Source organism: Pantoea sp. X-Soil-ISGK-421 (assembly GCF_059730785.1).
This window is the reverse complement of record NZ_AP035980.1, coordinates 351,890-373,021: the sequence shown is the minus strand read 5'-3', so window position 1 is coordinate 373,021 and position 21,132 is coordinate 351,890. Positions and strand designations below refer to the sequence as shown.

Genomic DNA, 21,132 nt, shown 5'->3' with positions numbered 1-21,132 from the left:
ATGTTGCATGGTTATATTCCGGCAAACCGCTTTTTGCCGTACCTAAGCTGGACTGACATCGCCACGCTGGAAAATAAAGCCAACACTGTGATCGTGTTGCCGACCGGCGCGATTGAGCAGCATGGCCCGCATCTGCCGTGTGCGGTCGACAGCGTAATCTCTTCCGGCGTGGTCGGTCACGCGCTGGCGCGCTTACCCGCTGAAATCCCGGCTTACGCGATTCCGCCGATCACCTACGGCAAATCTGATGAGCATCTGCATTTTCCCGGCACGCTGACGCTGACCGGCGAAACCCTGCTGCACACCATTCTGGAGATTGGGGAATCACTCTATCGCGCCGGTTTCCGCAAATTTCTGATGGTTAACGGCCATGGCGGTCAGCCGCAGCCATTGCAGATGGCTGCGCGCGAACTGCGTCTGCGCCACGGCGACATGATTATCATCATGCAAGACACCTTCAAAGTCCCCAACTGCGCCGAAAGCTTTATGGACGACAAAGAGCGTCAGATGGCGATGCATGCCGGTCACGCAGAAACCGCGCTGATGCTGGCGCTGGCGCCCGATACGGTGCAAATGGACAAAGCGGTGGCCAACTATCCGCCAGCATTCCCCTGCCCAACGCTTTCTGCCAACAAGCCGATGGCCGCGTGGGCGTCGTACGATTTTGGCCCGAGCGGCGTCATTGGCGATCCGCTGCCTTCTACCCCCGAGCAAGGTGCGGCAATCCTCGATTCGCTGGCTGAAAGCTGGGCAAACGTGATCACCGAAGTGCATCAAATGACATGGGTGACACGCGCCGAACCGGCGTGGGGCACCGGCCAGTGGCAAGGCAAAGTATTAGACCACAATGACGCAGCCGCCTTTTTACAACCGCGCTAGGGAATATTGATGAAAAAAACATTGAGCATTGCTGCCGCGCTTGCGCTGGCCCTGTCAGCCCCGAGCATGGCGGCTGAGAAATTCACCTTTATGACCAACTGGTATGCGCAGGCGGAACACGGCGGATTCTACCAGGCGCAGGCGCAAAATCTGTATCGTGATGCCGGCCTCGACGTCACCATTAAAATGGGCGGCCCGCAGGTGCATACCATGCAGTTGATGGCCGCGGGTCAGGCCGACTGCATCATCAGCGATAACATGCAGGCGCTGGAAATCTGGCAGCAAGGCGTGCAGGCGATGCCGGTCGCTACCACTTTCCAGCACTCGGCGATTGCCTTTCTCACCCATCCGGATGTAAAAAATCAGGCTGATCTGCAAGGCAAAACCTTCCTGCTGGCCGCCGAAGCCTACACCTCATATTGGCCATGGGCGCAGAGCGCGTTAAACCTGAAAAATGCGCGGGTGCGGCCGTATACCTTCAGCATTCAGCCGTTCCTCGCCGACAAAACGCTGGTGCAGCAAGGCTATATCACCTCCGAACCGTTTGCGGTGCAGAAAGCCAATGCGCAGGCCAATGTGTATCCGATCAGCGATTGGGGCTATCCGCCGTACGGCAACAGCATCGTCTGCATGAAATCGACCATCGAGCAGCATCCGGACGTGGTGGCCGCGTTTGTGAAAGCCTCAATGCAAGGCTGGAAGAACTATCTTCAGGATCCCAGCGCCGGCAACGTGCTGATTAAGAAAGAGAACCCGCAGATGAGCGATGAACAGATCGCCTTCGGTATTGCACAGATGAAGAAATACCAGATGCTGACCGGCGGTGATGCGCAAACCGGTGGCATTGGCATCATGACCGAAGCACGCCTTAAGCAAACCTGGCAACTGCTGGTCGATACCAAGCTGATCGATCCGGCCAAAGTGCCGTTTGACGGCAGCTATACGCTGAAATTCATCCAAGACGTCAAGGTATTACCATGAATACCGCCAGCCATCTGACGCTGCTCAATCCCGATGCGCAAACGGTGCCGCGTTCAGCGGCGCCACCGGCGATTGAGGTGCTGTCAGCCGAGAAAATCTATCCTAACGGCACGCGCGCGCTGCTGCCGGTCGATCTGACGATTCGTCAGGGGGAATTTGTCTCGCTGCTCGGCCCGTCCGGCTGCGGCAAAAGTACCCTGTTGAAAATGATCGCCGGGCTGATTGAGCCCACCGACGGCAAACTCATGCTGTTCCGCCGCGATCGTCGTGAAAATCAGCGCGATCTGCCGCTTTCGTTCGTGTTTCAGGAAGCGACGCTCATGCCGTGGAGCAACGTGCACAAAAATGTACGTCTACCGCTCGATTTAGCAGGCGTGCCGCGTGCCGAAGCTGATACCCGCGTGCGCGAGATCCTCGACCTGGTCGGCCTCGGCCAGTTTGGTCACGTGCTACCACGCGAGCTTTCTGGCGGTATGCAGATGCGCGTCTCCATAGCGCGCGGTCTGGTCACGCGCCCCAAAGTGCTGCTGATGGATGAGCCGTTTGGCGCGCTGGACGAAATCACCCGCAACAAGCTGGACAGCGATCTGCTGGATTTGTGGCAGGAGCAGAAGCTGACGGTGGTGTTTGTCACCCACTCAATTCAGGAAGCGGTGTTCCTGTCGCAGCGCGTGATCATGATGGCGGCGCGTCCTGGTCGCGTGGTGGATGACATCCGCATTGAAACCAGCGTGCCGCGGGACGATGAGTTCCGCGTCAGCCAGCACTTCACCCACTATGCGCAACAGCTGCAACGCGGCCTGTTGGCGGCGAGCAAGGAGAGTCAATGATGAAACCGTTAGCCGCCCATCGTCAATTTCAGCAATGGCTATTCCCGGCCATCGTCGCGGTCGCCATGCTGCTGCTGTGGCAGTTTCTGGTCACCACCTTCAAGGTGCCGGTGTTTCTGGTGCCATCTCCGTTAGTGGTAGCACAAAGTCTGGTGCAGAATTTCCCGACGCTGTTTATGTCACTGCTCTATACCTTGAAGATCACCGTGATTTCCTTCGCAGTGGCGATTGTGATCGGCTCGATCGTGGCGTTTCTGCTGGTGCAAAACCGCTTTATTGAAACCGCCCTGTTCCCTTACATCGTGTTTTTGCAGGTCACGCCGATTGTCGCTATCGCGCCGTTAATCATCATCTGGGTGAAAGACACCACGCTATCGTTGGTGGTGTGCGCAACCTTAATGGCCGTGTTTCCAATCATTTCCAATACCACGCAAGGTCTGCGTAGCGTATCACCGGGATTGTTGAGCTATTTTCGCCTCAATCATGCTTCACGCCTGCAGATTCTCTTGCGCCTGCGTATTCCTTCGGCGCTGCCGTACTTCTTCGGCGCGCTGCGCATTTCCAGCGGCTTATCGCTGATTGGCGCAGTGGTGGCAGAGTTTGTCGCCGGCACCGGCGGCACCGATACCGGGCTGGCCTACCAAATTTTGCAGGCCGGTTATCAACTCAACATTCCACTGATGTTTGCCGCGCTGCTGCTGATTTCACTGGCTGGTTTCCTGCTGTTTGCATTGATGTCATGGATTACGCGCCATGTACTGGCGGCATGGCATGAGAGTGAAATGAGCCCCAGTTAACATCGTAACGTCGCCATTTATGGCGACCTTCTTACCAGGTCGCCATAAATGGCGACCCTACGGAAAACCTTTTTACACAGGAAATAAACATGTCTGATTCCGATCGCCAGTCTGCACTGGCGGCGCTGGTCGCGGCGTTGCCTGAACTCGACTGGATTAAAGAAGCGCCGAAGGTCAAACGCCTGTCGCGCGATTTCCACTGGTTCAGCCCGGTGCTAAAACCGCAGCTGGAAGAGAAATTTGCCGAACTGGCGGTGCGACCGCGTGACGAACAGGAGCTGGCACGGATCGTCGCGGCTTGCACAACACAGCGCGTACCGCTCAACCTGCGCGGAGGCGGCACCGGCAATTATGGTCAGCTGATTCCGCTGAACGGTGGTTTGATGGTTGATATGACGCGTCTCAATGCGGTTACCGCCGTCGGACACGGCACAGTGCGTGCGCAGGCAGGCATTCGCCTCGGCGAGTTGGAAGCGCATACGCGTCCACTTGGCTGGGAGCTGCGCTGCATGCCGTCCACCTGGAAACTGGCGACGCTCGGCGGACTGTTTGGCGGCGGTTTTGGCGGCGTGGGTTCCATTAACTACGGTCCGCTGGCCGCGCCGGGCAACGTGTTGTCAGTGCGTTTGATGACCATGGAAGAGACGCCGCGCATTATCACCCTGCAAGCACCCGACGCGCTGCTGCTGCATCACGCTTACGGCAGCAACGGCATCGTCCTGGAGATCGAACTGGCGCTGGCGCCATGTCACGATTGGATCGAGCGTCTCGACCTGTTCGCTGACTTTCCGGCGGCAATGGCATTCGCCGATGCGCTGGCGCGTTCGCCAGGCATGGTAAAACGTCAAATCGCCGTGTTTGCTGCGCCAGTGCTCGATTATTTCACCGATCTGGCGGATGCCGATGTCGCGGGCAAACACGGCGTGATTTCGCTGGTCGGCAGCGAAAGCGATGGGCTGTTACCTGCGCTGTTGGCACAACATGCAGGTCGCAACGCGCTGCATTTTGCCGAAGGTGAAAATAGCGGCCATTCACTGATCGAATATTGCTGGAACCACACCACGCTGCAGGCGCTTAAAATCGATAAAACGCTGACTTACCTGCAAACGGCATATGCAGCAGATAACTATCAGCAACAGGCCATAACGCTGGCAGCTCAATTATCCGATGAAGTGATGTCGCACATTGAGTTTTTACGCGATATGAACGGCACAATTACCTGTAGCGGCTTGCCGCTGGTGCGTTATAGCGACGAAGATCGTTTAAACGCCATTATGGATATTTACCGCGCTAACGGGGTAAAAATTAATAATCCGCACGTTATTCATATTGAAGATGGCAAGCAAGGCATGGTGCGTGCAGATGTGGTGGCAATGAAACGCGCCTGCGATCCGTATAATTTATTAAATCCCGGCAAATTACGCGGCTGGGAAGTGCGTGACTCTTTACCGGATGTGTATATTCCGGGCGTGAATTAATCTTTTATTTCTAATTAGGGATGTGCAAATGAAAACACGTAAATGTGTCGGACTGGCTGCGCTGTTTTTCCCTCTGGCGCCGGCTGTAATGGCGGCCACACAGAGCAACATCAGTGATTGTCAGTACGATGCCAGCGGCGTAAATAGCTTCAGTGATATTTTCACCTGCGGCACAGTAAGCGGCAGTTTACGCACGCTTTATTACTCCACACATAACGCTTATTTTGCCAAAGGGTTTAATCAGGATACCACCAGCTATGGCGGCAGCCTGAAATACGAAACCGCACCGCTATGGGGTTTTCGCGCTGGCGTCAGTGGCATATTTCTGCGCGGCATCGATCATCCTGATGAAGCGCATACCATCAGCGACATCGGTGACAATCAAACCAACGTCGGTGAAGCGTATTTAAGCTGGCAGCAGGATGATTTTAAAATTACCGCTGGCGATCAACGCATTAATATTCCCTTCGTTGGCGATTACGACTGGCGTATTACGCCCATTTTGTTCCGTGGCGTAGATATGAATTACGGTGACAGCACCAATTATCTGCACGCCACGAAAGTGTGGCGCTATAAACCCTGGGGCGACGATCAGTTCCTGAATACCACCGCCTATAGCGATATTGATGAACGCACCAATGGCATGTGGGCGATTGGTGGCGGGCGCGGCACGCAGTGGGACGGCAAAAACCTTACTGGTCAGTTGTGGTATCAGGAGTATGCCGATTATTCGCGCGTGGTGTATGGCGAAAGTCATCTGCAGTGGCAGGACACACAGTTCCAGCCGAATGTGGGATTGCAATTTATTCGCGGCACCAGCGACGGCAAAGCGCTGGCGGGTAAAGTGAACAGCACGTCTTACGGTGCGCAGTTGGCGCTAACCTTCACGCCAGCGCTGAGTTGGAAGCTTGGTTATGATCACATCGCTGCCAGCGCCAACAGCTGGGGTAACGGGGCGCTGGTGGTGCCCTATGCGCATAACAGCTCGTCGGGTCCCTATTTCGCGCAACCCTTCTTCACCAGCACCCAGGATTTGGGCAGCGGTAACGCGTATTCCACTAATCTGAATTACGTGCTCAATGAGAATTTGTCGCTCGGAACGCAGTATTCCTTTATGGATCTCAAACCCTCCGCGGCTTCAAACAGCATCAATCAGTCGGAATATTTGGTCTATTTCACCTGGGCATTCAGCGGCGTATTGAAAGGGTTAAGTTTGACCGATTTCGCCGGAGTACAAACCTCACCGTTGTATGATTCGAGCTTCTGGCAAAACCGATTAAGTCTGCAGTACGATTTTTAATTGAAGAGCCAGCAACCTCAGTTGCTGGCTTTTAATTAGAGATAAGGCTTAACCGGATCGTTAAGTGGAATGCTCCACTCCTCGCTATTGACCCGCACTTTTAAATAACGGCGGGTACGAAACTTACCTGGTTCATATTCTTCGGTTTCTCCCTTAATGACGGTTCCACGCAATAACAACTCTTTATTGTTGTTGTAACCGAAACCAACATCTTTGTTGCCAATCCAGTGCTGTTCAAAGGCGACAATTTTCGCGGCATCCAGCGTGGCACTCTCTTCAGCAGTGCAGGCGGTAAAGCTTTTACGGAAGATAAAACACAGCCCCGCGCGATAACGGTCTTTGCCATTGGTTTCCACCAGTGCAATGGAGAAACCGGTATACGCGGCGATTTTCACATACAGCTTGGTTCTGGCACCGTTGCCTGAAATATGCACTTTAACCACGGGACTGGAACCTTCACTGTGCCAGCTACCGATAGAATCTGCGCCATCGCGCGCCTGTAAATAGATATTCGCCACGCCTTCAGGCGTGCGATTACTGAAGTCAGTTTGCGTTTCGGACTGGGAAAGATATTGTGCAGTACCGAGCACGCGGACATGAATTTGCGACGTCGCATCAGAAAAGTTAAATTCACCGACATAAAACCACTTATTCGCCGCCGTGCGGTTATCCATATGGTGCTGTGAGGTGATGACGTCATAATTCAGCGAGCCCTGAATGATCGCCCCCCAATCTGATAATTCCAGCACGCCGCGATCGCCTTCCGCCAGTAATGTCCACGGCTCAATCCCTTCGGTGCTGTAATCAAATCCAGCGCTTTCGTTGTGAATGCTTTTCTGAATAATGGTCGCGCGACAATAGCCCAGCTTAAGAGGATGGGTGGTGGATTCGATGGCTAAACCTTCAATGACCCACTGGCCATTAGTAAGATCGCCGGCAAATTCAGAATGCTCGATCCAACCGTTGCGGATAAAAGATTGTGTGCAGCGTGGCAAATCAAGTACCGGCTTTTTCGTGCTGCCTTGTAAGTTGAAATTCGATAGCTCAATGGCCGTGGAGTGATCCCATGCGCCTCGCGCTTGATCGGACCAGCGCGCGTAAACAATGCTGTCCTGACAGCCACGGGAATAGAACTGGTCAATTTTGCAATCCAGCGTATCGACCAGATCGAGTGCGCGTCCACCAAGGTAACGGAACTCCATACTGCTGACGCGTAAGAACTGGCCGCCGGAAATGATATTGGCGAAGAAGCCCACCTGATTAAATGCGGTACCGCCATCCTCGCCGCTGTTGGAGCTCATCCCCTTCACCACAAAGCCAGAGAGTTCCGCATAACGCGCATTCACTTTGAAGAAGTGCAAGCCGCGTGGTTTTGTCTCCCAGTTGAAGAGCAACGTCGTGGTCGGGAAATAGCCAAAGTTAACCGATGCCCCTGCGACCTTAAAGCGGTTAATTTCTTTATCCGAGATGTCAAACGTGGACATGCTGAATACGCCAGCGGTAAAGCGGATTCCCGCGGACGGCAGTACACGTTGGGACCAGGCAAACATGCGCTTTACCGCTTCAATGCAGTCTGTTTTACCGTCTGGTACTGCGCCAAAATCCAATACCGTGACCGAGTTATAATCCAGTATCACGCGCTTCCAGCGCTTCTTACCCGCCGTAACAATAATTAAACCACCGTCATCGACGCTGGTTGAGTCGGTTGCATCGTATACGAAGACGCCACCGCCACTCTTTGTTCCGCGCTTATATTCCAGCACGGTGGCAAGTTCGCCAACCGCCGTGGGCTCTGTCGCTTTTAGCTCGGCAACATCGTGAACCTGTATTACAGCCGCTGCCGCCGTGACGGCATTCTGTGATGTGGTATTCGAACTGCCTGACGCATTCGCCATGGGGTACCCCTAAATGATAAGAGAAAGTAACTGCCCCATGAATTATAAGTAACTGAAAATTAATGTGTTGTTAAGTGCCGGGCGTAACAAAAGCGTTATGAACACGCCAGACAACAGCCTCACCGCAACGTCATGATTAGTGATAAAAAGCGCAGCGGCTGAGCAAAAATTTACGGAATTATCTCAGGTGATTTATTCATTCAAGCGGGCCGAAAAAGGAAAAAGGCCAGTAACTAACGGTTACCGGCCTTAATGGTTAGAACGTGGCGTTTAACCCCACATTCCAGCTCACCTGATGATAATCGCTGTTCCCCCCAACGGTTGAAACCCCGGCAAAGGCATTCACCGTTTCGCCCAACGGCACGTTGGCACCCACCGAGACGTCGAGCCAGTTTTTATCGCGCGCTTCGACGCTGCGCTCAAAGGAAGTGCGGGTCGATTTTAATCCGGCGCGCACGGTGGAATCGGTATCGCCGAACTGGTGGTTGTAGCTCACCTGCGCCCACGGATTAACGATCCACTGTTTGCTGTCGATGCGCCAACCGAGCGATCCAATCTGCGAATGGGTGGTTTGATCGGAGTAGCGCATCGCGGTGCTGCTGTTGCTGTTTTCGCTGTAACCGCCGACGCGTCCGTAATCAAGCGCATAACTGGCCACTGGACCGGTGCTCAGATTTTCGCTAAGCGGTAGCGTCCAGCCGGTTTGCACGCGCATGCCGAGCAGTTTACCGCTGGTGCTGCCCTGCTCGGTACGCTGAGCGGGGCCGATATGGATATCACGCTCAATGCTGTCGAAATCGACATCGGCATAATGCAGATCGGCGTTGATCCAGCCCTGATCCAACACCGTGAGCTGGCTATACAACGCCACCAGGTTACCGCGTAGCTTGTAGTCGTAGTCCGAAGACGGTTTCTGCCGTTGGTTGCTGTTAGAAAACAGCACACCGGTTTGCCAGTTATCAGTGATTTGATAACCGATACCCAGCGTTAGGTTGGCGCTGTTGGCATCGCCATTGCTCCAGCTATCGCCCTGATAATCAACATGCTGACCGGCATATCCCCCAAACACGGTAAATTTCCCGCTGCTGGCAGGCTGCTGACGCTGCTGCTGCAAATGCCCATCCAGGGTATTTTGCATATCACTGGCCATCATCAGCGGTGATTGCGAGAGCGCAGCGACCTGTGCTGGCGCATCAAGAATCGACTGAATGTAGTCGGCGATCATTGCCTGTACGGCGGGGCTGGGATGCAGACGATCGGCAAACAGATAATCCTGCGCGGTGGAGAAGCCCGGCGTGCTGGACTGGCACTCATCCGCCGCGGTGCCGATGGGACAAGCAATACCGATGGTGTTGGTTAAACCATATTGGCCGGGATTGGCGATCACTTCATCAAACAGCCCGGCGATATCCGCGCGTACAATATTGCCGTTTAGGGTGGCCAGTCCCGCTTCTTCCTGCTGGTTGTAACCGTCGGACAGCGCAGTAACTTGCTCGCTAAGCGCCTGCCATGCGCTGTAAAGCTGTTGCGCCAGCGCATCACGCACCGCCGGAACCGAGGAAATTTCCCCTGCGGCTTGCGTGAACGCATCCTGCACTGCTTGCTGCCGCGCCGCTTTATCCGGCGTTGTCACACTATCCAGTGACTGAAACGCCGCCACCATCGCCGGCGTAGCTTCGGTTCCCAGCACGCGCAGCACCGTCTGGATCATATAAGGCGTTGAACCAAGCTGCGGTACGGTTGGGACGATTACCGCTCCCGCGCCGGCATCTAACAAGGTTTTTATCTGTGCCACCGCAGCGTTGGCGCTGTTACTGATGGTTTCACTGGCGGTCAGCGGATTGGTGACCGCCACTGCGATATCGTTAGCGCCGATCCAATGAATGTACAAACCGTTGCTGTCAGCACGCCCGCCGGTCGATTGCAGATATTCAGCTAATTGGTCCTGAGTATTTAAATCGGGATTGATTGTCGGCACTGCACCTGCGCCGCCTTCCGCATAATTGCTGCCACCAAGCGTGGAACGCTGCAAATCCTGCCCCAGGTGCGCGGCAAGGATCTCATCGTATAGCGGATGCTGAGCACCATCAAACGTGAAACGGCCTACGTTACCCCCGTCACTCAGACTATCGCCAAATACCGTCAGGCTATCCCAGGCCAACGCGGGAGCGGGCATTAGCAAGGCACTGAGCGTGGCGAGGGCGACAGCAGAAAGGGCAGATTTGTGGTTGTTCATTATCAACTCCGTGATGGGCCAAAGCTAAAGCGTTAGGCCAAAAAGGTAAGGCTCGCCCGCGCGAACCCGCAACATCGCCTCAGGAATGCGTAAGAAAATTATCAAGGACGTTTAACTGTTTAGTCAGGAAGGAAGCTTATTGCCAGTTTATGTAACAAAATTTCTGTAGGAAATTTACATGATGAAAGACATGCATTTAAATTAAACCTTTAAATTAACCCGCCGATAACTAAAGATGGCTCGACTTATCCCTGTCTAGCCGGTTCGTTTCAGACATCAGGTCATTTAATTAATTACCCCCATGCAGCGCAAAAGCGCAGAGAGACACAATCAAGTGTCCGGTGAAGGGGAATCTTGCGAACAGCAAAGGTCCGCGCTTTTGTGTGACCAAAATAATGCTGTGCGCATTACGTTCAATAGCACAACAATCGCCTGAGGCTTCCCATGTTTGGTGTGAAAAAGTCGAGTCTTTCCTTGCCGTTCTATAAAAGTGGCGATGTGGTTAAAGATATCAATGCGATCAAACAGCATGTGGCATGGATTGAGTTTTCGCCCAGCGGCGAAATCCTCACTGCCAATCACCTCTTCCTTGCCACTACCGGCTACCAGCTCAATGAGATTCAGGGCAAGCATCACCGCATCTTCTGCAACCCACAACATAGCCAATCTTCCCGCTATCTCGCCTTTTGGCAAACGCTGGCGTCTGGCGAATCGGTTACCGGCATCTTTGAGCGCTTCAATAAGCAAGGCCAACGTTTCTATCTCAGCGCCACCTATTTCCCGGTGAGCGATGACAAAGGCCAGGTTTACAAAGTGATCAAGGTGGCTTCGGATATCACCGAACGTCATCAGGAGCTGGAGCATAAAGAAGCGGTGATCACCGCGCTGGATCTTTCCATGGCCGTGATTGAATTTACGCCGGACGGCCAAATTCTCAGCGCCAATAAAAATTTCCTGACGCACATGGGCTATGAGCTGGCCTCCGTCGTGGGGCAGCATCACCGTATTTTCTGCTTCGAAAACTTCTACCGCGAAAACCCTGACTTCTGGCGCAAAATCGCCAAAGGTCAGCACTTTGTCGGTCGCTTCGAACGTAAAACCGCCAGCGGTGAACGTATCTGGCTGGAGGCCAGCTACAACCCGGTTTACAACGCTGATGGCAAAGTTTACAAAGTGATCAAAATCGCCTCGGATATCACCGCGCGCGTTGAGGCCGCTAAGCGCGTAGCCGACATCGCGCTGACCACATCTGAAGAGACTTCGCAAATTACCGACAACGCTAATGAGGTGCTGGACGAAACCATTCGCAACTCGGGCCTTGTGGCGGTGCAGGTCAATGCGGCAACGGCGATTGGTGCGGAGCTTAACGCTTCGGCAAGGAGCATTAGCGAAGTGGTTGAGACCATTAACCTGATTGCCTCACAAACCAACATTCTGGCGCTGAATGCGGCAATTGAATCTGCGCGTGCCGGTGAAGCAGGACGCGGGTTTAGCGTGGTGGCAGGCGAAGTACGACGTTTGGCGGCTTCCACCTCCAGCGCCACTAAGCAGATCACCCAAGTAGTGGAACATAATGCGAGCCTGATTGCGCAAATGCAGCAGCAACTCAATGAAGTGAAGCAGTTTGTGGTGACCGAGCAGGATAAAATCAGCGTCTTGTCACGCAGCCTGCGGGAAATCAACAGCGGCGTACATGAGTTTGTGAACGTGATTCATCGGTTAGATGTGTAGATTTCGTAGGGTCGCCATTTATGGCGACCAGAACAGCGCCATCATGCAGACATCGAAACGGTCGTCATGAATGACGACCCTACGTTCGAGCTGTTTCCGTTACATCATCTGCGGCTCACGAATCGCCTGACCTTTAGCAAAACGCGCCAGACTGTACGGCGTCATATCGGTGAACAGCGGTTTGTTATTCACCCTCTGCGCGGAAATCAACAGCGGCGTACATGAGTTTGTGAACGTGATTCATCGGTTAGATGTGTAGATTTCGTAGGGTCGCCATTTATGGCGACCAGAACAGCGCCATCATACAGACATCGAAACGGTCGTCATGAATGACGACCCTACGTTCGTGCTGTTTCCGTTACATCATCTGCGGCTCACGAATCGCCTGACCTTTAGCAAAACGCGCCAGACTGTACGGCGTCATATCGGTGAACAGCGGTTTGTTATTCACCCTCTGCGCGCACAACAAGCCTGCGCCGGGTCCAATGCCAAAACCGTGGCCGCTAAAGCCGGAGGCAATAAACAAGCCCGGCAGGCTATTCATCTCGTCAATCACCGGCACCAAATCCGGTGTGGTATCAATCCAGCCGCCCCACGCATGATCCACTTTTATACCGTTCAACTCCGGATAGAGCTTGACCAGCGCCTGCATGGCTTCCTGCACGATACCGTTATCCGGTGCCGGATCGAGGGTGCGGATCTTCTCAAACGGCGACACGCCTTGATTGGACCACGAACCCGCTGCTTCTGGGCCGTTGAAGAAGGAACCGTTGATGCGCATTTTGAGCTTTTTGGCGATCTTGCTGCGGTACATCGGATAGAACTTGGTGGCGTAGCGGATGTTTTGCGGCGCGAGATCGATCTGCCCGCGCCCAGAAAGTGCCACGGTGTAGCTGCCATCCTGACGACGGCGAATACACAATCCACCGGTGCTCAAACACCCCTTGATCACTTCCGGTGCCACCGTGGTTTTGAACGCGGTACCCAGAATATTGGCGCTCGGAAGTTCGATGCCGTATTGCTTGCAGAAGCGTGAGCTCCACGCGCCGCCACAGCAGATCACACGATTGGCTTTCACCAGCCCACGCTCGGTCCAGACGCCGGTAACGCGTCCGCCGGACACATCCAGGCCGCGCACCGCGCAATTTTGATGGATTGACGCGCCAAGATTTTTCGCGCCGGTGGCAATCGCCGGTGCAGCAAGTGAAGGTTCAGCACGACCATCGCTGGGCGACCACACGCCGCCCACCCACGGCGAGCTGTTGCCGATGCGTTCGCGTGCTTCTTTAGCCGAAAGTAAATGGCTGACGAAACCAATTTGCTGCGCCTGTTTGCCCCACGCTTCCCAGCGCGCCAGGTCGCTTTCGCTCTGCGTGCCGTAGGTAATGCCCTGGCGCGAGAAGCCCAGATCGAGACCGATTTCGCTACTCAACTCCTCCCAGCGCTGTAAGCTACGCATCGCCATCGGCAGTTCGTACAGGTCGCGATTTTGCTGACGAACCCAACCCCAGTTGCGACCTGATTGTTCGCCGCCGATCACGCCCTTCTCAAACAACGCCACCGAAACGCCCTGTTTTGCCAGCTCGTAACTCACCGACGTGCCAATAATGCCGCCGCCAATGACAATCACATCAACGGCTTCGGGAAAGCGTTCACTGTCTATTACTGCATTGATTTTTATGCGCATCGTCTCAAGTCCTGCACGCCACTTCGGTGACGAAATCACAAATGATGTTCAGAGGGAATGTGCATGATCCACAACACTCTGGCTTCACTCGCGCTATGGTTAAAAATGTTGTGCGGTAAATGGCTCTGGAACTGGAAGCTGTCGCCCGCGGTGACGATGGCACTGTCGCCATCGATCTCCAGCGTCAACTCGCCTTCCATCACCAATCCGGCCTTTTCGCCCTTGCCCATTAACATCTCATCGGAACGCACGCCCGGCGGCACATTGATGAACATAAATTGCAAATCGTGATCGCCTGACGGCGACAACATCGCCTTCGAGATTCCGCGCTTGCCGACATTAAAATGCGGCCGCTCAATCGCGCGACGCACGAAGTGTTCCGCGCCGCGCAGCGTTGATTCCTTCTCTTCCAGGAAGGCTGAAAGCGGCACTTTCAGCACCAGCCGCAGCTGCTCTAATACGCGCACGGTTGGATTGGTCAGGTTGCGCTCGATCTGGCTGATGGCGCCAGCGGACACATTTGCCAGCTGCGCCAAATCAGTGATGGTCATATTGCGCGCCTTGCGAATCCGTTTCAGGCGCGATCCAATATCCGCTTCCTGCGCGCCCGTTGCTTCGTCACTGATACTCACTTTCTTCATCGGTTTTTACCCTTCCAGCGGATAACTTTATCGAATTTCACACAGCGTAGTCGCCGCGTTTATGTCCCTGATACTGTGTTTATCGCTGAAATAAAGGGTTCGAGACAGCAAAATATGCCGCAGCGGCGTTAGGGCATACCCCATTTAGTTTTAATGGTTTGCAACGTGCCGTCCTCTTTCATCGCGGTTAGCGCGCTGTTAATTTGCGCCATTAATTGATCGTTGCCTTTTTTCACGCCAAACGCCATTGGCGAAACATGTTCCGGTTTATAACCGTCGATAACATGCATACCTTTTAGGCCACCCGCTTTCTCCTGCGCTTTAAGAATCGGATAATCATTCATACCGGCCGCAATACGTCCGAGAGATAAATCTCGCGTCATATCCGCTGGACTGTCATAAACCTTCACCTCTTTGGCGATACCGCTGGCCATTAAGCTTTGCGTGTAATCCGTCCCCGCCATCGTTCCGACAATGTCACCTTTCACATCTTGCCATGAGTTATAGGTCTTTTTGTTATCGTCGCGCACCACCAATCCCGCGCCAAAAGCGGTAACCGGCTGTGAGAAAGTAATGCGCCTGGCGCGTTCTTCGGTGGGTGTCATGCCCGCAACAATCATGTCAATTTTGCCGGCAATCACCGATTGAATCAGCGTGGAGAATGGGATGGCAGTGTAATTAATCTCGAGGTGCTGGCGTTTCGCCACTTCGGCTGCCACATCCGGCATAAAACCTTCAATTTTACCGCTTTTAGTATCGAGAAACGTCGTAGGCGCGCTGGAAGGCGGTGAACCGGCGGTCAGCGCCGCGGCCTGCGCATTGAGGCTAAAAGCCGCCGCCAGACACGCGAATAATAACCGTGAACGATTAACAGACATAACTCACTCCTGAATTAAAGGGAAAGGGCGAACGTCATTTTCACTATAATGAAATTAGTCAGGTGCGTGTCAATGTTTTATTTAATCAGAATGCGTGAATTCACACTTCAGGATTAAACCCTTTGATAACAAGCATTATTTAACCTATAGCGTGTTCATATGGCGAGAATAAGTAAAAGCTATCTCTGTTCGACGGGTAAAGATTGACAGTGATTCATCAACAGAGATATTCATTATAATGAAATTTATCTACAGGGGATTATCATGGATTGGAGTAGTATTCACGTTTATCTGCCCTTCCTGTTGAAAGGGGCCGAAATGACGATTTACATCACCATTTTGTCCCTGATAATTAGCACACCGCTGGGACTGATTTTTGCCGCGGCGAAGATGTGCCCGTGGAAAATAGTGTCATGGCCCATCGCAACCGTCATTAATATTACACGCGGCCTGCCGATGATTGTGGTGTTGTTTTATATCTATTTTGTCTTCCCCGATATCGGCATCACGCTGTCGTCATTTCAGGCCAGCGTGATTGGTATCGCCTTCTGTTTTTCGACTTATATCGCTGAGATATTCCGCGCCGGCATTGAATCGGTGGATCGCGGCCAACTGGAAGCCGCCCGTTCAATGGGCATGAGTTTCCCAAAAGCAATGCGCCGCGTGGTGCTGCCGCAGGCGTTTCATGTCGCCTTGCCGCCGTATAGCAATACGCTGGTGATGATGCTGAAAGATTCTGCGCTGGCCTCCACCATTGCCGTGACAGAAATGACACGTCAGGGGCAGCTGATTGCTGCGTCTACCTTCGATAACACCACGGTGTATACGCTGGTTGCACTGCTCTATCTCGTGCTGTGCCTGCCTTTGCTGGCACTGACCAAGCAGCTGGAAAAACGCCAGATCAAAGGAGCCTGAGATGATTGAAATTCGTGATGTACACAAAAGATTTGGTCATGTCGAAGTGCTGAAAGGCGTGAGCTTCAGCGTGAGTGAAGGTGAAGTGGTCTGTTTAATTGGTCCCTCCGGTTCGGGAAAATCGACCATTTTGCGCTGTATTAACGGTCTCGAAACCTATGAAGGCGGCGACATCGAGGTGCTGGGCCAGCGCGTCAATAATAAACACAACAGCATCAACGATTTGCGCCGCCAGATCGGCATGGTGTTTCAGCGCTTCAACCTCTTCCCGCATCGCAGCGTGTTAGAAAACGTGATGGAAGGCCCGATTCACGTCAACGGCGAACCGCGACATGTGGCAGAAAAGCGAGCTAAAGATCTGCTGGCGATGGTCGGCCTTGCGGAGAAGATTAACGCATGGCCGACGCAGCTTTCCGGTGGTCAGCAGCAGCGTGTGGCAATAGCGCGCACGCTGGCACTGCAACCGAAAGCAATATTATTTGATGAACCCACGTCGGCGCTCGATCCGGAATTGGTGGGTGAAGTGCTGCAGGTAATGCGTAATCTGGCGCGTGAAGGCATGACGATGATAGTGGTCACACACGAAATGCAGTTCGCGCGCGAAGTCGCCGATCGCGTCTGTTTCCTGCACAGCGGACAGATTGTTGAGCAAGGCCCTGCCGATCAAATTCTGCTCAAACCGCAAGAACCGCGCACCCAGGATTTCCTGCGCCGCGTACTTGGCAATGTGGTTTCCACCCCCTGCGCCTGCTGTAAAGTGGCGATTTAAAATATTCTTTGCACGCATCGTAGCGTGCGCTAGCTCAAGATCATTCCTTATTAGGGGTAATTATGAAAGTCCAAAAAATCACGCAACCCGCCGCTATCGACGTCATGGAAAACTGGGGCAGCGTAGAAGGCTTACCCGGCACCGGCAGCATTGCATTATCCGGCATACAAAAAGTGATTCCCGGTAAGGAAGACATCGACACCGGCATCTTCGAATGCGGCGTCGGTTCCTATCGCCGCTCGGTGAAACAAGCTGAGATCATGCATTTCCTCAATGGCAACGGCTCTTTTACGCCAGATGGCGAGGAAACCCTGAACTTCAAACCCGGCGATTCGTTCTTCTTTGAAGCCAATACTGAAGGCACCTGGGTGATTGAAAACACCATGCGCAAGCTGTATGTGATTTTTGACGCCAGCTGAAGGGTGCGCTGCCTTTAAAAATAGCGAATGTTGCCCGGTGCGCATCAATGCGCACCCCACAAAATCCCGCCTTACTTTGACCCACCTGTTTCGTAAATTTTTGTCTTTGCACTGGCGTTGTGAACAAAAATGACTCATATAAATAGCATCAGCTATATATTATAGCACTGGCTATATTCCTCTGGAGATGATCATGTTCACTCAACGCCTTTTGCCTGCAGTTGTCATGTTGATGTCACTGACCTCGCTGCTGCCCTTTTCGGCGTCAGCGGCAGAAAAACTGAAAGTGGTGACCACTTTTACGGTGATTGCTGATATGGCAAAAAACGTCGCGGGCGATGCGGCAGATGTGACGTCAATTACCAAAACGGGCGCCGAGATTCACGAATACCAACCCACACCTGGCGATATCCGTCGGGCGCAGGGCGCCAATCTGATTTTGGTAAACGGCTTTAATCTGGAGCTGTGGTTCAGCCGTTTCTACCAGCGTTTGCACGATGTGCCGCAGATTACCGTGACAGAAGGCATTGACCCGATGGGCATTACCGAAGGTCCCTATAACGGCAAACCGAATCCGCATGCGTGGATGTCGCCGGATAACGCGCTGATTTATGTCGATAACATCCGTAATGCGCTGCAGAAGTATGATCCCGCCAATGCCGCGATTTATCAGGCCAACGCCGAGCGTTATAAAGCGCAGATTCAGCAAACCATCGCGCCGATGCGTGCTGCTATCGATAAGCTTCCCGCCGATAAACGCTGGTTGGTCACCAGTGAAGGTGCCTTCTCCTATCTGGCGCGCGATTTTGCTTTGAAAGAACTCTATTTATGGCCAATTAACGCCGATCAGCAAGGCACGCCGCAGCAGGTGCGTAAAGTGATTGATGCGGTGCGCGCCCATCACATTCCCGCGATTTTCAGTGAGAGCACCATTTCTGCTAAACCCGCTCAGCAAGTGGCGCGTGAAGCCGGTATTCATTACGGCGGCGTGTTATACGTTGATTCGCTGAGCAACGGCAATGGTCCGGTGCCGACCTATCTGGATCTGCTGCGCGTCACCACCGAAACCGTGGTGAAAGGCATCACAGAAGGAGGCCAGAAATGAACGCAGCCGCAGGATTACTCGTCGAAAATGTGGGTGTGACCTACCGCAACGGCCACACTGCGCTGCGCAAAGCCTCTTTTAGCGTGCCCGCAGGCAGCATCACCGCGCTGATTGGCGTCAACGGCTCCGGCAAATCCACGCTGTTCAAAGCGATCATGGGATTTGTCCCGCTCGCCTCAGGCGCGGTAACGCTGGCGGGTTTGCCGGCAAATAAGGCGTTGAAACACAATATCGTTTCCTATGTCCCGCAATCGGAGGAAGTGGACTGGAGCTTTCCGGTACTGGTGGAAGATGTGGTGATGATGGGCCGTTATGGTTACATGGGCATGCTGCGTATTCCGCGTGCCGCCGATAAACACAGTGTTGATCAGGCGCTGGAACGCGTCGGCATGAGCGCCTATCGCCATCGCCAGATTGGCGAACTGTCGGGCGGGCAGAAAAAGCGCGTCTTTCTGGCGCGCGCGCTGGCGCAAAGTGGTCAGATTATCCTGCTGGATGAGCCGTTTACCGGCGTGGACGTCAAAACTGAGGCTGCGATTATCGCCCTGCTGAAAGAACTGCGCGACGAAGGCCGCACCATGCTGGTTTCCACCCACGATCTTAATGCCATCCCCGATTTCTGCGATCGCTGCGTGCTGGTGAAAAATACCGTGCTGGCCAGCGGCCTGCTGCATGACACGTTCACCGCCGATAATCTGGCGCAGACGTTTGATGGCGCGCTGCATGAGCGTAACGCGGTGTTGATGCAGTTGATGAAAGACAAAAATCCTCACCGGGGAGCGAACCATGTCGTGGATTATTGAACCCTTTGGCTATCAATACATGCTGAATGCGATGTGGATCGCGGCGCTGGTCGGCGCGATCTGCGCCTTTCTCTCCTGCTTCCTCATGCTAAAAGGTTGGTCACTGATCGGTGATGCGCTGTCGCACTCAATTGTGCCCGGCGTAGCGGGCGCGTACATGCTTGGCCTGCCCTTTTCGCTCGGCGCTTTCCTCTCCGGCGGCCTGGCGGCGGGCAGCATGCTGTTTCTCAATCAACGAACGCGCTTAAAGGAAGATGCCATTATCGGTCTGATCTTCTCGTCGTTTTTTGGTATCGGCCTGTTTCTGGTTTCGCTCAATCCCACCTCGGTGAATATTCAGACTATCGTGCTGGGCAATATTTTATCGGTTGCACCCGCCGATATCTGGCAGCTCGGCGCGATTGGCTTTATCACTCTGACCATTCTGCTGCTGAAGTGGAAAGATTTGATGGTGACGTTCTTCGATGAGAGCCACGCGCGTTCGCTGGGATTAAATACGCTGCGGCTGAAAATCCTGTTCTTCACCCTGCTCTCCGCTTCTACCGTTGCCGCGCTGCAAACCGTTGGGGCGTTTATGGTGATTTGCCTGGTAGTGACGCCTGGCGCGACCGCCTATTTGCTGACGGATCGTTTTCCGCGCTTGCTGCTGATTGCCGTGACCATCGGCAGCGTTACCAGTTTCCTCGGCGCCTGGAGCAGCTACTTTCTTGATGGTGCGACCGGCGGCGTGATTGTGGTGGCGCAAACGCTGGTATTTTTAGTGGCTTTTGTATTTGCACCTAAACATGGCGTGCTCGCCGCTCGCCGTCGCGCACGTCAGACCCTGGAGGACGGCGTAAATGGCTGAATTATTATTGAGTCCCTTCCAGTTCGAATTCATGAACATGGCGCTGATCACCACCCTCGTGCTGTCGCTGCCTTGCGCGATGCTGTCGGCGTTTCTGGTACTGAAAGGTTGGTCATTGCTCGGTGATGCGATGAGCCACGCAGTATTTCCTGGCGTAGTAATCGCCTGGCTAATTGGCTTGCCGTACGCCATTGGCGCGTTTATCGCCGGCATGGTGTGCGCCGTCGCTACCGGCTATATCAGTGAGAACAGCCGCATCAAACCCGACACCGTGATGGGCATCGTCTTCTCCGGCATGTTCGGCGCAGGTTTGGTGCTCTACCTGAAACTGCAGCCTGAAGTGCATCTCGACCACATCTTATTCGGCGATATGTTAGGCATCAGCCTTGCGGATATTATTCAGACCGCAGCCATCGCTTTAATTGTTAGCGTGCTGATTGGCATCAAGTGGCGTGATTTGCTGCTGCATGCGTTTGATCCTCACCAGGCGCGCGCGTGCGGCATCAACGGCAAATTGATGCATTACGGCTTGCTGTGTTTGATCTCGTTAACCATTGTCGCCGCGCTAAAATCGGTGGGCGTGATTCTGTCGATTTCCATGTTGATCGCGCCTGGCGCTATCGCTTTACTGCTGGCGCGTCGTTTCCTGCAGGTGATGTTGCTGGCGATAGGCATTGCGGTGGTGACGGGATTCAGCGGCGTGTATGCCTCGTTCTTCCTTGATAGCGCGCCGGGACCTACCATTGTGGTGATTTACGCCGCACTGTTTGTTCTGGCATTTTTGTACGTCTCGGTGCGAGATCGCCGTACGCAGCACGTGCATGGTTGATGATCCCAATCGCCATCAATAGCGCAATACCGATTTGCACACTCTGTCGCGGCGCGGTTTATCGCGCATGTCTGTGCGGGTTCTGTGCCCACCCAGACAATGCGCCATAAAT

At 53.8% G+C, this 21,132-nt stretch carries 19 protein-coding genes; 14 read left to right on the top strand and 5 right to left on the bottom strand.

What is annotated here, in order from left to right; genetic code table 11:
- The 6 genes from AC6I8K_RS20395 (at position 1) to AC6I8K_RS20370 (ending at position 6,265) form a co-directional block, all read left to right on the top strand.
- Positions 1-879, top strand: a complete 879-nt coding sequence (locus AC6I8K_RS20395) for a creatininase family protein (RefSeq protein ID WP_483818461.1) — start codon at positions 1-3, stop codon at positions 877-879.
- Between the two features lie 9 nt (positions 880-888).
- Positions 889-1,860, top strand: a complete 972-nt coding sequence (locus tag AC6I8K_RS20390) for an ABC transporter substrate-binding protein (RefSeq protein WP_497827440.1) — start codon at positions 889-891, stop codon at positions 1,858-1,860.
- The gene (locus tag AC6I8K_RS20385) at positions 1,857-2,690 is read left to right on the top strand and encodes an ABC transporter ATP-binding protein (protein WP_064740083.1); all 834 of its coding nucleotides are present in this window, start codon (positions 1,857-1,859) and stop codon (positions 2,688-2,690) included. The genes AC6I8K_RS20390 and AC6I8K_RS20385 overlap by 4 nt, the downstream gene beginning before the upstream one ends.
- Positions 2,687-3,487: an ABC transporter permease gene (locus AC6I8K_RS20380; RefSeq protein WP_483818463.1), complete on the top strand. Its 801-nt coding sequence runs from the start codon at positions 2,687-2,689 to the stop codon at positions 3,485-3,487. Before AC6I8K_RS20385 ends, AC6I8K_RS20380 begins: the two co-directional genes overlap by 4 nt.
- An 89-nt stretch (positions 3,488-3,576) precedes the next feature.
- Entirely contained in the window at positions 3,577-4,965 is a 1,389-nt protein-coding gene (locus AC6I8K_RS20375) for an FAD-binding oxidoreductase (RefSeq protein ID WP_497827439.1), read from the top strand.
- 28 nt (positions 4,966-4,993) lie between these two features.
- The gene (locus tag AC6I8K_RS20370; RefSeq protein ID WP_497827438.1) at positions 4,994-6,265 is read left to right on the top strand and encodes an OprD family outer membrane porin; all 1,272 of its coding nucleotides are present in this window, start codon (positions 4,994-4,996) and stop codon (positions 6,263-6,265) included.
- Positions 6,266-6,300: 35 nt separating this feature from the next.
- On the opposite strand, the gene AC6I8K_RS20365 is transcribed toward AC6I8K_RS20370, so the two are convergent.
- Both AC6I8K_RS20365 and AC6I8K_RS20360 read right to left on the bottom strand, forming a co-directional pair.
- Complete coding sequence (locus tag AC6I8K_RS20365) at positions 6,301-8,160, bottom strand: putative phage tail protein (protein WP_497827437.1); 1,860 nt, start codon at positions 8,158-8,160, stop codon at positions 6,301-6,303.
- Positions 8,161-8,416: 256 nt separating this feature from the next.
- Positions 8,417-10,396, bottom strand: a complete 1,980-nt coding sequence (locus tag AC6I8K_RS20360) for an autotransporter outer membrane beta-barrel domain-containing protein (RefSeq protein WP_497827436.1) — start codon at positions 10,394-10,396, stop codon at positions 8,417-8,419.
- Between the two features lie 444 nt (positions 10,397-10,840).
- Here AC6I8K_RS20360 and AC6I8K_RS20355 point away from each other — a divergent pair, with 444 nt between their 5' ends.
- A complete protein-coding gene (locus AC6I8K_RS20355; RefSeq protein ID WP_497827435.1) occupies positions 10,841-12,127 on the top strand; it encodes a methyl-accepting chemotaxis protein in 1,287 nt (428 codons plus the stop codon).
- Between the two features lie 358 nt (positions 12,128-12,485).
- Here AC6I8K_RS20355 and AC6I8K_RS20350 read toward each other — a convergent pair whose 3' ends face one another.
- From AC6I8K_RS20350 to AC6I8K_RS20340, 3 genes are all read right to left on the bottom strand, one after another.
- On the bottom strand, positions 12,486-13,814 hold the full coding sequence (locus tag AC6I8K_RS20350) for an NAD(P)/FAD-dependent oxidoreductase (RefSeq protein ID WP_064740090.1): 1,329 nt from the start codon (positions 13,812-13,814) through the stop codon (positions 12,486-12,488).
- 35 nt (positions 13,815-13,849) lie between these two features.
- On the bottom strand, positions 13,850-14,455 hold the full coding sequence (locus AC6I8K_RS20345) for a cupin domain-containing protein (protein ID WP_483818470.1): 606 nt from the start codon (positions 14,453-14,455) through the stop codon (positions 13,850-13,852).
- Positions 14,456-14,583: 128 nt separating this feature from the next.
- On the bottom strand, positions 14,584-15,333 hold the full coding sequence (locus AC6I8K_RS20340) for an ABC transporter substrate-binding protein (RefSeq protein ID WP_064740092.1): 750 nt from the start codon (positions 15,331-15,333) through the stop codon (positions 14,584-14,586).
- Positions 15,334-15,597: 264 nt separating this feature from the next.
- Here AC6I8K_RS20340 and AC6I8K_RS20335 point away from each other — a divergent pair, with 264 nt between their 5' ends.
- The 7 genes from AC6I8K_RS20335 (at position 15,598) to AC6I8K_RS20305 (ending at position 21,020) form a co-directional block, all read left to right on the top strand.
- Positions 15,598-16,248, top strand: coding sequence for an amino acid ABC transporter permease (locus AC6I8K_RS20335; RefSeq protein ID WP_064740093.1), 651 nt, complete (start codon positions 15,598-15,600; stop codon positions 16,246-16,248).
- A gap of 1 nt (position 16,249) precedes the next feature.
- Positions 16,250-17,017: an amino acid ABC transporter ATP-binding protein gene (locus AC6I8K_RS20330; RefSeq protein ID WP_483818471.1), complete on the top strand. Its 768-nt coding sequence runs from the start codon at positions 16,250-16,252 to the stop codon at positions 17,015-17,017.
- Positions 17,018-17,079: 62 nt separating this feature from the next.
- Positions 17,080-17,436 carry a cupin domain-containing protein gene (locus AC6I8K_RS20325; RefSeq protein WP_497827434.1) on the top strand — a complete coding sequence of 119 codons (357 nt, stop codon included), beginning with the start codon at positions 17,080-17,082 and terminating at the stop codon, positions 17,434-17,436.
- A 226-nt stretch (positions 17,437-17,662) separates the two neighbouring features.
- Positions 17,663-18,541, top strand: coding sequence for a metal ABC transporter substrate-binding protein (locus AC6I8K_RS20320; protein ID WP_497827664.1), 879 nt, complete (start codon positions 17,663-17,665; stop codon positions 18,539-18,541).
- Positions 18,538-19,344 carry a manganese/iron ABC transporter ATP-binding protein gene (locus AC6I8K_RS20315; RefSeq protein ID WP_497827433.1) on the top strand — a complete coding sequence of 269 codons (807 nt, stop codon included), beginning with the start codon at positions 18,538-18,540 and terminating at the stop codon, positions 19,342-19,344. Before AC6I8K_RS20320 ends, AC6I8K_RS20315 begins: the two co-directional genes overlap by 4 nt.
- A complete protein-coding gene (sitC, locus tag AC6I8K_RS20310; protein WP_483818474.1) occupies positions 19,328-20,191 on the top strand; it encodes an iron/manganese ABC transporter permease subunit SitC in 864 nt (287 codons plus the stop codon). Before AC6I8K_RS20315 ends, sitC begins: the two co-directional genes overlap by 17 nt.
- On the top strand, positions 20,184-21,020 hold the full coding sequence (locus AC6I8K_RS20305) for a metal ABC transporter permease (RefSeq protein WP_483818475.1): 837 nt from the start codon (positions 20,184-20,186) through the stop codon (positions 21,018-21,020). Before sitC ends, AC6I8K_RS20305 begins: the two co-directional genes overlap by 8 nt.
- The last annotated feature ends 112 nt before the right edge of the window (positions 21,021-21,132 follow it).